Source organism: Erwinia magellanica (genome assembly GCF_039023495.1).
Taxonomy (GTDB): domain Bacteria; phylum Pseudomonadota; class Gammaproteobacteria; order Enterobacterales; family Enterobacteriaceae; genus Erwinia.
In genome coordinates this window covers 931,178-947,247 of the sequence record NZ_JBCHVC010000002.1, presented here as the reverse complement: position 1 = coordinate 947,247, position 16,070 = coordinate 931,178, and the positions used below count along the sequence as shown (strand labels likewise).

Below are 16,070 nucleotides of genomic sequence, written 5' to 3'. Positions count from 1 at the left end.
ACTGACGCTGGTCTGTTTCGAATCGTAATTATTGCTGTCCTGTAGGCTGCTCAGCGTGAGGTCGCGCCCGACATCCGCCACCACTTTTTCACCGCTGACCTGTGCGCCAGCCAGCGTGGTGTCGCGGCCACTTGTCAGCGTCAGCTGATGCCCCGCATCCAGCGTGGTTTCGTTCTGGGTGACGCCGTTACCCTTCTCTTTGCCGGTACTGCGGTTAAGGCTGGCGGAAACGGTAATCCCCCAGCCGCCCGATCCCACTCCCACACCGATACCCAGCGTACCGCCCTTGCTCTCATTTTTGCCGGTAGTGAGATCGGTATCCTGAGCCGAAAGCAGGTTGATATCGCGCGAGGCGTTCAGCGAAACGTCCTGCCCGGCCTTCAGCTGGCTGCCCGCTATAGTGATGTCGCCGCTCTGCGCACCGGCTTTGTTGCCGTTCGCCGCAATCGTCAGATTATTTCCCGCATTCAGCGTGCTTCCGGCAGTGTGATCCTGCTCATTGTGGCTGGTGGATTTTGAAGACTGCGAACCGTAAGTCGCTGAGATACCGATGGCGTTGTTGTTAGAGGGATCTTTACCTTTGAGATCATTCATCTCAGAGGCCTGCATTGCCTGCACGCCCGACAGTGCGGCTTTGGTTGCCTGAAGCGACGCAAGACGGCCATCGCTTTCCTTGCTGGCAGCCTGAGCCGTGGTTACTGCGCTGTTGACCGCACCGCCCACCGCGCCGGAGAGGGCGATTGTCAGTCCGCTCGATTTCTGCTCAAAAAGCTGGTCGCTGGTACGTTTGTCATGGCCAGGATCGATCACCACGCTGTCGCCGGTCAGGGAAAGGTTGCGGCCTGCCACCAACTCGGAGCCGCCAACGTGGGCCACTCCACCGGCAGTGACTGTGAGATCGCCGCCGGAGCTGCCAACCATGCTGCCGCTTTGACTCTGCGTTGAGCCTTTCTCTTTCAGCTCCTGACGGGTTTTGGTGCTGCCGATAGTGAAACCGATGCCTCCGCTGCCCATCAGGCCGCTTTTCTTTTTCTCGCTCAAACTCCAGCTGGAGTCCGTGTTGGTGGCCGCAACGATATCCACATTGTTACCTGCCTTAAGCGAGACATCTTCATCTCCCGCCACGGCAGATCCTTTCACCAGCAGATTATTACCGGCATTCAGGGTGACGTTTTTCCCGCTCAGTAACGTTCCCTATTCGGTTGTACTGCTGTTCTCTTCAACTTTGTGCGTGGTGGTTTTTTTCAGGAAACTTTTTTTGGTTTTGGTTTCCTCTTTGTAGTGGTAGTCGCTGTCGGTAGCGGTTGTCAGGTTGATGTCCTGCCCGGCGGTGACGGCGATATCTTTGCTGGCCTTAACCTGTGCAGCCTCGCTGTTGATATCGCGGCCTGCGGCGAGCGTGGTATTACCGCCGCTGGCTAACTCCGTGCCCTGCTGGCGTACAGCATCGTTGATTTCCACTTTCTTACCGGCTTTATAGCTGTTGCCGGAGCGGGTTTCTGCGGCCAGCAGATTAAGGTCGCGTCCTGCCTGTAGAGCTATATCATTTTCCGCTGCCATGCCTGCTGCATCGCTGTTCAGATCGCGACCCGCCTTCAGTAACAAATCGTTGCCGCTGGTTAACGTAGTGCGGTCCAGTCCGCTCGCATGCGATTCACTTTTGCCCTGCTGGCTGTTCTGAGTCGTGGCCGCACTGTTCAGGTTGATATCATTACCTGCACCAAGCGTGGCGTTACCCCCTGCGTTGATGGCGCTGGCCGTCACGTCAAGGTTATGACCCGCCTGCATGGCCAGATTGCCGCCTGCGCTGATTACACTACCCTGGTTGCTGGTCGTGCTGGTACTGGTGTCATCAATTTTGCGCCAGCCATTTTTTACCCCTGACTGGGCATTGCCTGTGGTCAGCTGATTGCTGGTGACCGCAATATTATTCCAGGCGTCCATCAGCAGGTTACCGCCTGCTTTCACGTTGGCGCCGGTAATGTTGATGTCGTTACCCGCTTTCAGGCTGAGGGAGTCCAGCGCGGCGATGCTCGCTACCGGCCCGCTCAGAGTCTCGGTAAAGGATTTGCTGGCACCGCGATTGTTGCTGGCATTCAGCGTCAACTGTTGGGTAGTGGTGAGGTTATTGATATCGCCGTTCACGCTCTCCAGCGCCACGGTTTTACCGCTGATGGTGGAGCCGACGTTGTTAATATCGCCGAGCGCGCTCAGTTGCAAATCGCCACCGGCCTGCATCAGGCCCGCACTGAGGTTGCTAAGCTGGTTTTCACTGTCCAGCTTGAGGTCGTTTTTCGCGGCAATGGTACTACCACTGTTAGTGATAGTGCCCGCCTTCAGCGAGACATTATTACCGGCAATGACGCTGCCGCTTTGCAGGCTGACATCTTTTGGCGAGAGATAGACCTTCGGCACCATGACCGTCTCGCCGTTTACCGTGCTTGCTTCCCACCAGATGATACTTTTATCCAGCGCAGCCAGCTGATCAGCGGACAGGGATACGCCAAACTGCAAGCCCAGCGACTGCTGTGCAGCGGCGGCATTATCCATCAGATAACGCATCTGATCGAGTTCAGAACCGAGGCCGTTCAGGTAGCGGCTGCCAGTCTGGTTGAGCACCACGTTGCTAACATAACGGGTATCAAATGCTGCATCCCCGAGGAAACGATAGTCGTAATCGGGTTTCAGGTTCAGTCGATCCAGCAGATAGGACGAGCCGAGGAAGGCATTCGTATCGGTATACTGGGTGCGCGTCTCCTGCGGTGCGTTGCCGGGGCGTTTGCCCAGCAGCGCGTTAAGATCGCCAAACAGACTTTGATCGAGTTGCCCCAGGCCGTTGAGTTTGGGGTTAACGGTGATCAGGTAGGGGCTTTTGCTGTCGCTGGACGCGACGAAATAACCGTTATTGCCGGAAGGCAGCGGATAGGCGCTGGTGTCGACGCGGGATGCCTGGTAGGGGAGCAATGCCTGGCTGCCGTTAGTCGCTATCGCCTTCAGATCAGCGGCTTTGCCGAGGTTAGTGCTGCCAACAGCGTTGACGTCACGGTTGGTGAGCGCAATACCGGTTGCGGATGCGCCATCCAAGGCTGTGCCACCGTTGACCTGTTGTAACGCGCTCTGTAGCTGATCGCGCCATTGTGGTGAGTTGACCGTTACTTTACCCGCGGCGGTTAACTGCTGACGTTGTACGGTGGTCAGACCACCCGGTGCGTTGAAGCTGTTGAGGCCAGGCTTTGCCAGCGTATTACCGCCCCAACCAACATGCGCCATGGTGCTGGTGTTGCTAATATCGCCACTGAAGTTAGCGGAAACATTGCCTCCGGCCTGGATAACGGCGCGAAACCCGCCACTGGCTTCCTGTTCACTGAATGGATCGCCATCAAGCTCGTATAACAATGCTGCATCTGCTTTATAAGTTTCATTTTCTTTTCTTGTAAAGCGACAAGAAGAGAAACTACCATCACATGGGGTGATAAAAAAACCATAGTTGGATAACTTATTATTGTAATAAGAACTGTTAGAAAGTGTCGTTCCTGAAAGGAAAGCATCACCACCAGAAATTATGTCACTGGCTTTGTTTTCGAGAATATCTGCGGCAATTATTACATTCTTTCCTGCCCTGATGCTGGCGGCTCCCCCTTCTGAGGTGGCTATATTTTCTTCAGTACTTATTAATGTCTTCCTGCGATCTCCGGGATTTGAAACCTGATAATAATAATGTTCGGAGCAATGGTCATTTTTGCCTGCACATTGAAGGCTAATTCCATAAGTAATGTCCTCTGGGTCAAGGCTGGACAAAAGAACACTCAACACCATATTGTCGGCAGGAATATATACTGTTTTTTTACTGCTTGTGGCTAAACCCGCCCTTTCATTTAACAAATGCCCGGTATTAACCTTAATGTCACCCTTCTGCGTCTCAATGGTGCCGGAAGTATTAACCACTTCACCATTAGCATTGCCCGCCGCGTCGCGCTGCAACGTAAGGTTGTTGCCAGCGAGAATATCGCCCCGCTTATTCTGAATACTGTTTGCAAAGAGGAAGAGATTATTCGCCGCATAGAGCAGCGCTGTGTTCACCAGGCTGCCTGGGGTGCTAATCGTCAGGCTTCCACGCGTGCCCGTAAAGCCATTAAGCGTGACGTCACTGCGGCTGGTCAGCGTCAGGTTGCCGCCGCCCTGGAGGCTGCCATTGCCGTTCATGATGATGCCGCTGCCGCTCAGGCTGCTGTCACCGCTGCCGCTGGTCAGCTGGCCATTATTGGTCAGCAAGCCACCCGCGCTGACCGTCAGCGCCTGCCCCTGCATGGTGCCCTGGTTTTCTAGCGCGCCATTGCTGCTGACGCTCAGACGGTTGCCGGCAGCAAGTACCCCTTTAGCGGTGAAGGCGTTAATGATTTTCAGCGTTGCATCGCCCAGCGCCACGACCTGGCCGAGCTGATCGAATCCGTTACTGTTTACTGTCAGCGTGCCGCCGCTGAAGAGTTTACCGGCTGCCTGCTGGTTAACTTGTGACGCTGTCACGTTTAGCTGTTGCGTGCCCAGCAACGTGCCGCTGTTGGAGAGCTGCTGATAATTGACAACAAGATTTGCCCCCTGCGCGCTCCCCTGATTGGACAGCGCAGAGCCGCTGAGGGTGGCCTGCTGATCTGCCAACAGCGTTCCACTGTTTGCCGCGTTTGCCGCATTCAAAATGAGACGCGTCGCCTGGAGCCAGCCGCTGTTTGTCAGCTGTGGCGTGTTGAGCGTCAGCTCACCGCCAGAGAGCAGCTTACCGCTATTACTGGCAAGGCCGGTGGCTTTAATGGTGCTGGTCGCGCCGCTCTGAATCAGACCGTAGTTATAGAGTTCCGGCGTGGTTAACGTCAGCGCTTTCTGGCTGACAAGCGTGCCGGAGGCATTATTGGTCATCCGCCCGCTGAGCGTCATAAGCAGGTTATTATCCCCCTGCAAACGACCGCTGTTATTAACCGCTCCGCTGGTCAGGGTCACTTCCTGGCCCTGAACGTTGCCGGAGTTGGTCACCGAGGCAGCCTCAAGCGTAAGCTTTCCTGCCGAAAGCAGCGTTTTGTTCTGCTGCTGCGTAAACCCGCCATCAAGTTTCACCGTCAGTGCGTCAACGCCGCTAATGTCACCGTTATTATTGAGTGTGGAACCTGTAAGCGTCAGTGATTTCGCAATCCACTGCCCCTGATTGGTCAGCGCCAGCGCCTGAAGTGCTGCCACGCCATTGGCGGTGATTTTACTGCCTGCGTTCGAAGTCAGCTTATCCGTGAGGTTCAGTTGCAGTCCATCGGCACTCTGAATTGAGCCGTTGTTGATCAGTTGCCCCGCTTCCAGCAGGATCTGCTGTCCCTGCCAGCTGCCGTTATTGGTTACCGTGCCACCCTTAACGGTCAGCGTGCCCTGGGTCAGCATCGTTCCTGCGCTGCTGTTTACCAGCTCACGCGCCGGAGCAGCCAGGGCCATTCTGATCATACTTCCTGCCATCTGCGGCAGGGCCGCCAGCGTCAGCGCCTGTAACCCAATCAGGCTGCCCTGATTGATCACATTTGCCTGGCTCAGCCTCACTGTTTTTCCCTGTATGGCTCCGCTGTTGGTTAACTTATCTCCAGTCAGCGTCATCGCCTGACTGCTGAGCAGCGAGCCGCTGTTGGTCAGTGTCTGAGCGCCTATCAGCACCTCGCCCTGACTTAACAGTTCACCGATATTACGCAGCTCTCCGCTCACGCGGGCCGTAAGCTCACCGCTGCCCAAAACAGATCCCTGCTGCTGCCAGCTATCCGCGGTGATTTCCGCCCTCTCTCCCTGTAGCGTGCCGGAAGTGGTGAGTTGTCCGGCTTTAAGCGTTAATGCGCCGCCTGAGAGTGCCTTACCCGCTGTGCCGATAGTGAGGCTCTCCGCCTGCACCGCCAGCGAGTCACTCCCCTGCCACAACCCGCTGTTGTTCAGCGTACCGCCCTGCAACGTCAGGCCGCTGGCCATTATTTTACCGCTGTTCAGCAAGGTTGGGGCAGAGAGGTCAGCCGCTCCCTGACTCAGCAGCATCCCGCTGTTGTTCAGTTCACTGCTGGCGTCGCCATTCAGCGAGTGAGTTCCGGTGATGGCACCCCGGTTAGCCAGCGTGGTCAGTTCAAAGCCAAGGCGGTCGCCCTGCCAGCTGCCGTCATTGCTGGCGCTGCCGCCTGTTACGCTCAGCTCTCCCCCGCTCAGGAGCTGTCCGCCTGACTGGTTACTGAGCTGCTGGAAGTGGGTGGTCAGTGACTCATCGCCCTGGAGCAGGCCGCTGTTTATTAACTCGTCGCCGCTTACCTTAAGCTGGTTTGCCGCAACGGTGCCGCGGTTATTCAGTTTGCGCGCGTTGATATCCACCTGCTGCTGCGCCAGGAGTTGTGCGCCAGAGCCGTTGGTAAAGGTGTCACTGAGATGAGTGAGGAGAGTGTCAGCCTGCACCCGTCCGTTGTTAGTGAACTGGCTGCCGGTGACAGTCAGCGCATCATTAACCTGTAGCAGCCCGTCATTATTTATCTGCTCCAGCATAAGATTTAAGGCGCCGCCGCCAAGCAGTTTCCCACCAGCCTGGTTAGTAAGAGAAGTGGTGTTCAGCGTCAGCTCGCTGTTGCCCTGTAAAAGGCCGCCGTTGGTTAACAGCGGTGCGCTCAGGTTCAGACGATCGGCCGCAAGGGTGCCCTGATTAAGGATTTCGCTGGCGTACAGCGTCAGCCCCTGCTCACTCAGCAGGCTGCCGCTGTTACCGACACTCCCGCTGACCTGCGCCTTAAGTTGAGAAGAGGCGCGTGTACTGCCACCGTTCTGCCAGTTTTGAGCAGACAACGTTAGCCGATCGGCCTGTAGGGTTCCCAGATTAACCAGCGTTGTGCCGTCCAGGGTCAGCGCACCAGCACTGAGTAACTGACCTGTGGCCTGATTACGCAAATTTTTGCCCTCAAGCGCCAGCGAGTCGTTACCCTGGATCAGGCCACTGTTGATTAAATCGCCCCGCAGCGTTAGCGCCTGCGCAATCAGCCAGCCCTGGTTATCAGTGGTGTCGCTCTGTAGCTGAATGCCCTGCTGGCCGAGGATCCTACCCGAGTTAGTCAGGCTGCCTGTGTTTACCTCCGCCTCTTCTTCACTCAGCGCGTTACCGCTGTTTTGCCAGCTCTCTGACTTCAGCGTCAGCTGCTGCCCCTGTAACAACCCCTGATTGTTCAGCGTTTTTGCCTGCAAAGCCAGTTGCCCGCCACTGAGCAGAGTCCCGGCATTAGTCATATTCTCGCCGCTGACGCGCACAGCTCCGCTGCCCTGAAGCAGGCCGCTATTGTTCACGCCGGCAGCAGTAATCTCCAGCTCGCTGGCCACTACCTGCCCATTATTCGTAAGCTGTTGCAGATTCAGTTGCATGCCCGCATCAGAGATCAGCAGGCCATCCTGCTGATTAATCAGGCTGCTGTTACTGGCAGTGAGGCTGGCGGCACTGATTTCACCGGTGTTAACCAGACTGTTTCCGCTGAAGGCGAGTGCGGCGTCACTGGTGATCAAACCGCTGTTATGCAGATCGGGCAGATCAAGGGCAAAGTCATGGGCCGAAGTGAGGATGCCCTGGAGCTGGTTTGTGAGCTGATTGCTGCTGATTTTCAGCAGATCGTTGCCCTGAATCAGCCCATTGTTCTCAATCTGAGTGCTGTTCAGCGTCAACTCAAGAGCTGAGAGCGTGCCCTGGTTAACCAGTTTGCTGCTGGCTGTCACCAGCGACTTTTTCGCGGTTATTGCACCGCCCGCCCTGTTATCCAGCGAATCAGCGGTAATTTTCGTACTACCCTGGCTGCTCAGCGTGCCGCTCTGTTGTAAAAGATCGGTGTTGATTTCAGTGAGCGCGCCCCCCAGCATTTCACCACTGTTAGCCAGCGTGTGGGTGGTTACGCTCAGGCTGTCGCCCACTACTTGACCCTTATTGGTCAGGGCATCAGCATTAATTTGCTGAGCCGCTTTTGCTACCAGCGCACCGCTGTTCTGCGCCTGCTGCGCCTTTAATAAGAGGCCTTTGCCAGCGGTAAGCTGACCGGCGTTATCAATCTGTTTTTGCGCTGTCAGCTGGATATCACCCGCAGCATTACCGGCACTGGCTTTATCAACCAGCAGATCGCCGCCGTGGAGCTGGATATTTTTCCCCGCCGTCAGCTTCCCGCTGCTGACCGCCAGCTTACCGTTACCCGTCAGGCTGATAGTCTCGTCACTGACCACTGTGCCTGCCGCCAGCGTGATATCCTGCGCGGCATTCAGCGCTACCGGGCCGGTAGCTTTATTATCCCCGTTAAGGACGATGCTCTGCCCCCGGACCTCCAGCGCACCGCTACTGAGGCTTTTGTTCAGCGTTATTTTTCCGCTGGCATCAAGAGAGATATCGCCCTGACGCGCATTCAGATCGCCAAGGTTTACCCCAACCCCTTTTTCGCTGGAAACTAACCGGATACGGTTGGCATACATTCCCCCGAGCGCGCCAGTATCTACCGCAACACGTGGCGCCGCGCCTTCCCCCGCAACAGCCTGAGAAGTGCCGTCTGCCGCTACACGGTTAGCCCCGGCAATAACCTTTAAATCACGGGCATGGATAGCGGCATTGACCTCGGTTGCCCTGGAGATAATTGACAACGCATCCGACTGACTGGCGTCAATTCCCTGTCCTTCAACCGTTATCGTCCCCCTGGTTACTTCCAGCGACTGCAAATTACCTTTTGCGTCCAGCTGCGGCTTACCGGTGGTTAAGGTTACGTTGGGTGTGTTGATAAAACCGCAGCCGTTACAGGTTATTCCATAAGGGTTAGCAACGATAACGTTGGCGCCTTTCCCCGCCACTTCGGTATATCCCTGAAGCTGTGAACGACTGCCGCCGGTGACTTCATTGATGATCCCTTTCGCTTCCTGCCCCGCCTTCAGGTTGGTGTTGTTTTGAATCAATCCCCCAAGCTGCGTTTTCGTCAGCTGGCCGGTGGCATTATTCAAAATTACCCCTTCTTTGCCGACGTTATACTCTTTGAACTGATTATGGGAAATACCGGCTCCATTGGGCGTAGCGATATTGATAACCGGTACCCCATTTGCTGCTTTATCCAGTTTTGTTCCGGCTGTAACGGGCGTCATGGTGGCTGAAAGAGCCGGCAACAGCGGCTGCCAGGCAATCAACGCACAGACCAGATAGCTCAGCAGACGTTGGGAAGTGCGCAGCGGATGAAGTCGATTTTCCATAATCATTGCCTTTTAAAAGAGCAGAGAAATGCGGTAATAAGCGGAGAGGCGATCTGGCCCAAGCCAGTCGGGGTATTTCACCGGCAGGCCTAAGGTGAGTTGTGTGGCGAAATAACGGTTACCTGAGGTGAGGCCTACGGCACCTCCCCATAAAGTGCCCGAAGATTCACGATCGTAGCGGTCGCTCTCCAGCCATCCGCCATCAAGCGCCAGCAAACCATTAATCTGACCCAGCAGCGGCAGCGTGAATAACGCGTAATTAAGCTCATTACGTAAATAGCCGCCGTTATCGCCGGAAAGGTACTGTTCTTTAAAACCCCGAACCGAGCTTTCGCCGCCAATGGTCAGGCGTTCGCTGCCATACAGCCGGTCGGGTGACCACTGACCATAGGCGCTGCTCAGCCACCAGAGGTTCTGGGTAAGCGGGCGCTGGAAGCTGCTGCTCAGGCTCCATTTGCGGAAATCAGCTTTGGGCAGATCGTCGCTTTTACCGCTGTCGCTCTCTGCATCCAGCCAGGGGACGCCATGACTGAACATCGGGTTAAAGGTGGCAACGCCTCCGGCCATTTTCTGCGTATGGTTAAGGCCGAACTGGAGGCTGGTCAGTTTGCGGCTGCTGCTCTCAAGAAGCGTATCGTTCAGCCAGTTGCGGCTGATTCGGTGATCTATTCCAGCTACTAACGCCGTTTTACTCTGGCCGTTACGAAAGGCGACCCAGGAAGCGGTGGCACGATGGATCTGACTGTCGCCATGAGAGAGCCAGCTGAAATTGTTATTCTCAAAGCGGTTGCGATAGTCGCTCCAGCTATAGTTGTAATTCATCAGCCAGTAGCCATAAGGCACACTGACTCCTGATTGCAGATTGCGTGCATTACGGGAAGGGGAGAAGGCGCTGCTGCGTCCGCCGCTGATAAACCACTGGTCGGCAATCCCCAGCAGATTGTTAGCGGTTAAAGAAGCAGACATCTGTCCCACGCCGGTACTTTTCTGGCCACTATTATCAAAAGAAAGGGCAGCCGTCAGAGGAAATTCCGGCGTCGCTGTGAGGTTAACAATGGAAAAACCAGGATTATCACCCGGCAGGATTTCAATCTGAACCGGCGTGGTACGGAGACGGTTAATTTGCTCCATCCCCTGCTCTATATCACGCAGGTTAAGGATGCCACCTTCAAGTCGTGGGAAAGCCATTTTCAACTGAGTTGAAGAACCCTTCTCCAGCCGTATTTGCTGTAAGCGTCCTTCCAGCACGGAGAGCGTTAAAATGCCGCTGTTTATATCCTGCTCAGGAATAAAAGCCCGGCTGGTAATGTACCCGCGGGAGAGATACCAGTCAGATATATCGCGCGTTAACTTTTCAATCTGAGCAATATTTATACACTGGCCCAGCAGAGGCGCAGTGACTCTTTTTTTCTCTTTTGCTGAAAATAACGAGGCATTATTAATAATGATTTTTTTGATAAGGAAACAGGGACCCGTACGCTGGCCATCGGTAACCTTATCTGACATTTCTGGCTGCACGCTGCGTTGCAGTTCTTCGCGCTGAAGCTGATTGCTCTGTAACATATTCTGCTGCTGTATTTGCAGCTGATCGCGATCGGCTGGACTCAACGGCGCTGCACTGGCACCCGTTATAAACACGGCAAAAAGCCACGACCACTGTTTCCCTACACGGTAGTTAATCATCATGATAAGCGCGCTAATCTGTAAAGAATCCGCAAGGATTTTATGTGAAAGTGTTATCAGCAGACAATCATAATTCATCCAATAAATTAGAAAAAATGATATATATTTTGAAATTTAGCTTAAGTACTTCGATTATCTGCGGCTAATACAAATGCTCTTTAAGTAACGCGTATTTAAGCAAAACAGATTAAAAAATTGTGCTTAATGTCAGCTGATATATCGCCGGTTAAAAAGTAAGGCGAGAGAGTTCCGTTAACGGATCTATTAATGTATTCACTGCCAAAATGGCTGACTGGCCAAAGGATAATTTCCCGGACTTTGGCTGCCATTAACGAGTTCTGACTGGCAGAGAGTGGGACAGAATAAGCAGAAACAGGCGCAGCAGAAGATAACAAGGAGCAGGCAGGATTAATGAAAAGCGTTTCGGTCGGAATGGGTGAGGATAAATGATGTAAAAAAGGAGCCGATCTTCAGCACAATCAGCTCCCTGCACGTCAAAACAGCTATTTAATATTCATCGCTGCTTTCAGGGTATAGAACAGGTCAGTCTGGTCGGTCAGGCCTACGACATTGGCGGCGTGAGGGCCGTAAGCCGCAACGCGAAGCTGTGTGCCCGTATGCTCCTGCGATTCTCCCTCTGAGTTGCCGTAGCTGATGGTCATCAGGCCGCCCTCTCGGGTATTCAGCGTTTGGGTCAGTCCCGGCGCTTTGCTGTCGTTAGCAATAATCTGACTGGAGTGCGCGTGGTCTGCGGTCACAATTACCAGCGTGTTCCCCTCTTTACGGGCAAATTCCAGCGCCTTCTGCACCGCCTCATCCAGATCGACCGTTTCACCGATCTGTCCGCATGGGTTGGCTGCGTGATCCTGTTTATCAATGGAAGCGCCTTCAACCTGTAGGAAGAAGCCGTGCTCATTTTTGCTCAGCAGCTCAATTGCCTTATCGGTCATCTGTGCCAGCGTTGGCGTGGATGCGGGACGCTCATTATTGACTTCACAGGTCACCGGTTTGCCCTCAATGTTGCCGTGATAAGTGGCTTTTGGCCCTTTCCAGCGCACAGGCATATTCCCCTGCGCAAACAGGCCCAACATCGGTTTCTGCTGGCTGGCTTCAGTCACCCCGGTCATGCCTTCCAGGTCAGTCACCCACTGATAGCCGCGCAGCTTAGCCTGCTCTTCCAGGGTTTTTCCCTGCCATTCACCCGCCTTTGCCGTTTCGCTGAACGTTTTACCGCCACCGCCCAGCGTAACGTCCGCTCTGGTATTCAGCAGCTGCTCGGCGATGGAGCCTTTACCCCCTTTCTCAAGCGCATTGGCGGCACACAGCTCACTGGTCTTTTCTGGTCCGTAGCACTTGCGCGAAGTGACGTGAGCGATTTGCGCGGCTGGCGTGGCATCTTCAAGCTCTGCTGTTGAAACGTTGCCGGTGCCTTTCCCTGCTGCTTTCGCCATTTCCATCAGGGTTGGGTGATCTTTGCCGTTAACGTCCACACCAATCGCGCCGTTGTAAGACTTCACGCCGGTGCTCCAGGCGGTAGCTGAAGCGGCAGAGTCGGTAACGTAGTCAGGCTTGTGCGTCTTCTTATCCAGCGAATAGTGGGTGTACTGGCCCGTTAACGGCAGCGCATCAATCCCCTTAAAGAAACCGCCTGCCCCTTCGGCATAGTTACGTGCCGCAGTGATTTCTGAATCCCCCATACCATCCCCAATCAGCAGGATAACGTTTTTAGCCGTGTTGCTGTTCAGAGAAGCTTTTAACGCTTCAGTCTGGTCACCTGTAAGGCGGCGTGCCCCGCCAGGCTGCGTGATATCCCCCTGCGCGGCGCGGCTGTAGGCCGCAACATCGGCCCAGGCGGTGGAGGAGATAACCGTAGCGATAAGAGAGAGGGTGAACAGACTTTTAAGTTTCATTAACTCGATGCTCCATGATGAAGTTTTGCTAAAGATTTCAGGGAGCCAGTTTGCGACACAACCATGATAGTTTTGTGTCGGAGACATTTCTGTATGATGACAAGGGTTTGCCGCACGCTTTTCTGCCAGCACCGCCTTTAAGCCGATAGAATAAAAGAAAAATATGCTTGACCGGGCGCCTTCTACTCCCTATAGTAGCGCCCCGTCGCCCCCTGGGACGACGCAGTAAAACAATACGGTGAGGTGTCCGAGTGGCTGAAGGAGCACGCCTGGAAAGTGTGTATACGGCAACGTATCGAGGGTTCGAACCCCTCTCTCACCGCCATATTTAAAGAGAAAGTCTGAGCGAAAGTTCAGACTTTTTTTTTGCATGTTATACCGGAGAGTGGGGTGAGAACCCTCGACAGGGTTCGACAAAACGGCAGGAGAGCCGTTTTGCACAGCTCTGCTGCCTGAAAGGCGAGGCACATGGACGTGCCTCGTGATCCCCCTCTCTCACCGCCCTATTTAAAGAGAAAGTCTGCGCGAAAGAAGAGACTTGCATAAAAAAAGCCCGGATTTTCATCCGGGCCTGGTCAGTTTTTTTACGGTTAGCCGTAAGCAAGCAGCGTACGCTGGCAGAGCTGTGAGCGGACGCAATCTTCTTTACCGAAACGCACCACGCTTACCATGTCATCATCCTCAAAACGAGCTAAGGCATCGCTGAGGCCTGACTGAACATGTGATGGCAGATCACACTGGGTGATATCGCCATTGACAATCACGGTGACGTTTTCCCCAAGGCGGGTCAGGAACATCTTCATCTGGGCGGCGGTGACGTTTTGCGCCTCATCAAGGATCACCACGGCATTTTCAAAGGTTCGTCCACGCATATAAGCGAAGGGAGCAATCTCCACCTTGCCAATTTCGGGACGCAGACAGTACTGCATAAAGGAAGAACCGAGACGTTTAACCAGAACGTCATACACTGGCCGGAAATAAGGGGCGAACTTCTCGGAGATATCTCCGGGCAGGAAGCCCAGATCCTCATCCGCCTGAAGCACCGGACGCGTAACAATAATCCTGTCAACATCCTTATGAATCAGGGCCTCAGCCGCTTTCGCTGCGCTGATCCAGGTTTTACCGCAGCCCGCTTCGCCCGTGGCGAAGATCAGCTGTTTGCTCTCTATGGCTTTAAGATAGTGCGCCTGAGCTTCATTTCGGGCTTCAATGGGCGTGTAATCGCGCGAATCACGCGCCATCCCTATTGAATCCAGCCCACCCATCTGCACCAGCGAGGTGACCGATTCTTCTTCACGCTGACGGTGACTGCGTGAATCGCTACGAAGCACACGTTTTGCTTCACGACGAGCTTTGATCACTGCTTTCTGTCTTCCCATAGTGACACCTTACAGTTGGTTTCATTTCCCGCATCTGGAATCGATGCGATTACGTGAACGCTTTAGAGGTTTCGGTGGCTTCCTTTTAAGCCTTGTCTGGCCAGAGATTAGGCGCATAGCCTGGCATAAGCGCAGCTGTGCACCGGTCGGGATTTATCGTGAGTTGGCCGTTAGAACAGAAAACTGAGAAAGTTGATGGGGAAGAATCGCCCTCGCAAAAAGCAGCGAAACTTTTTTTGTCGTACTGATGTCCGTTAAAGGACTTTACCATTCGCGATCTCCATAGTGAATCTGACAACACTTCTTTCTACCGCTGTTAATAAAGTGCTACAAATCTCAGTTCGAAAGCAACATCTATTTTACGTCAAGCGTAGCAATCTCAGGATTTATTGCCAGCAGGTGGCGGAAAATTAAATTTTTTCTAAGAATATTCATCGGGTTAGAAATTTTTTAATCACTAATCTGAATCGGAAAAACGGGAGGAAAGAAGGGAAAAAAGCCGACGGCAATATTGATTAAAAAACAACCTCCTGCCTCAGGGCGAGGCAGAAGGCACAGACGTTAACGATCAGGCTTCAAGTAAAGACTGGCCGAGATAATGCTTATCGTCAGGAACGCCGGGCAAAACAAAGAAATAGCCTCCGCCAACCGGCTTAATATATTCCTCAAGCGCCTCACCGTTCAGCCTTTTTTGCACGCTGAGAAAACCTTTCTCTAAATCATGCTGATAACAGATAAATAACAGGCCCATTTCAAGCTGACCCGCGTTAGAGACGCCCAGCGAATAGCTGTAGCCCCGCCGCAGCATTAAATTGCTCTGCGTTTCTAATGTTCGCGGATTGGCCAGCCGAATATGCGCATCCAGCGGCGTGATGTTGCCGTCGGGGTCGCTGGCATAATCAGGCACATCATGCTCATTTTGCATGCCTAATGGCGCGCCGCTCTTTTTTACCCGACCAAAAATGGTCTCCTGTTCCCGTAACGGCGTGCGGTCCCAGAACTCAACATGGAACTGAATGATTCTGGCGGCCTGATAGCTGCCGCCCACGGCCCAGTCGGGTTCCCCCTGCCCTTGCGTTACCCACAAAATAGAGTCCATCAGGGGTTGATTGGTGGTGTCCGGGTTCGCCGTTCCGTCCTTGAAACCTAACAGATTGATCGGCGTCTCTTTTCCCTTGCTGCGCGCAGCATGGTCCGAGATAAAACCCTCACGACGCCAGCGCACGCTGAGTAAATCTGGGGAATGTTTGATGATATCCCGCAGAGCATGGATCACCGTGTCGTTGGTATTGGCGCAGATTTGCAGCAGCAGGTCGCCATGACAGAGCCTGGCATCTAACGAATCGTTAGGGAACCGGGTCATTGCCTGTAGCTTGTGCGGCTTATGCGGCTGAAGGCCATAGCGCTCATCAAACAGCGAATGGCCCACAGAGACCGTTATCGTCAGGTTATCGGGGTAGATCTCCTCCCCAAGAATGCCGGAATCCATGGGCGGTAAACGAGGATTGCTGACCAGCGGCGCTTTACCGCCCTGAGTAAGGAAGGCAATACGATCGTTCAACAGCCTGAATAAACGCACCAAATCCGCTTTATCCGTTGCCAGCACGTCAAAGGCCACAAGCATCATCGCGGCCTGTTGCGGAGTGGTAATGCCTGCCTGATGCTGGCCATAAAAAGGTTGGGCCTCCTGCCGGGCAGTGGGCGATAACGCCCCCGGCGAGAAGGATTTGTCGTCTGGGGCGGCATGAACCGGACAGCCGCCAGTCACGGCCAGGGCGCCGCTGAGGATGCCCATGCCTTTTAATAAACGACGGCGCGACGGCATGGCCGCGTCGTCAACAGGTTGCCTTGCCAT

The 16,070-nt window shown here is 54.2% G+C and carries 6 protein-coding genes and 1 tRNA gene; 1 reads left to right on the top strand and 6 read right to left on the bottom strand.

From position 1 onward, the window contains the following. From AAH450_RS11740 to phoA, 4 genes are all read right to left on the bottom strand, one after another. Positions 1-1,185: hemagglutinin repeat-containing protein (locus AAH450_RS11740; RefSeq protein ID WP_342910400.1), on the bottom strand; the 1,185-nt coding region annotated here is incomplete at its 3' end. A 9-nt stretch (positions 1,186-1,194) separates the two neighbouring features. Continuing rightward, positions 1,195-9,243, bottom strand: coding sequence for a two-partner secretion domain-containing protein (locus AAH450_RS11735; protein WP_342910354.1), 8,049 nt, complete (start codon positions 9,241-9,243; stop codon positions 1,195-1,197). Between the two features lie 12 nt (positions 9,244-9,255). Then, the gene (locus AAH450_RS11730) at positions 9,256-10,926 is read right to left on the bottom strand and encodes a ShlB/FhaC/HecB family hemolysin secretion/activation protein (protein WP_342910399.1); all 1,671 of its coding nucleotides are present in this window, start codon (positions 10,924-10,926) and stop codon (positions 9,256-9,258) included. Between the two features lie 503 nt (positions 10,927-11,429). Then, the gene (gene phoA, locus AAH450_RS11725; protein ID WP_342910353.1) at positions 11,430-12,836 is read right to left on the bottom strand and encodes an alkaline phosphatase; all 1,407 of its coding nucleotides are present in this window, start codon (positions 12,834-12,836) and stop codon (positions 11,430-11,432) included. 237 nt (positions 12,837-13,073) lie between these two features. Between phoA and AAH450_RS11720 the strand changes: the two genes are divergently transcribed. Then, positions 13,074-13,161 (top strand) — tRNA-Ser (locus tag AAH450_RS11720). A 265-nt stretch (positions 13,162-13,426) separates the two neighbouring features. On the opposite strand, the gene phoH is transcribed toward AAH450_RS11720, so the two are convergent. Together phoH and efeB are read right to left on the bottom strand one after the other, a co-directional pair. Next, the gene (gene phoH / locus AAH450_RS11715) at positions 13,427-14,215 is read right to left on the bottom strand and encodes a phosphate starvation-inducible protein PhoH (RefSeq protein ID WP_318790733.1); all 789 of its coding nucleotides are present in this window, start codon (positions 14,213-14,215) and stop codon (positions 13,427-13,429) included. Between the two features lie 568 nt (positions 14,216-14,783). Then, positions 14,784-16,070: an iron uptake transporter deferrochelatase/peroxidase subunit gene (gene efeB / locus AAH450_RS11710; RefSeq protein WP_342910352.1), complete on the bottom strand. Its 1,287-nt coding sequence runs from the start codon at positions 16,068-16,070 to the stop codon at positions 14,784-14,786.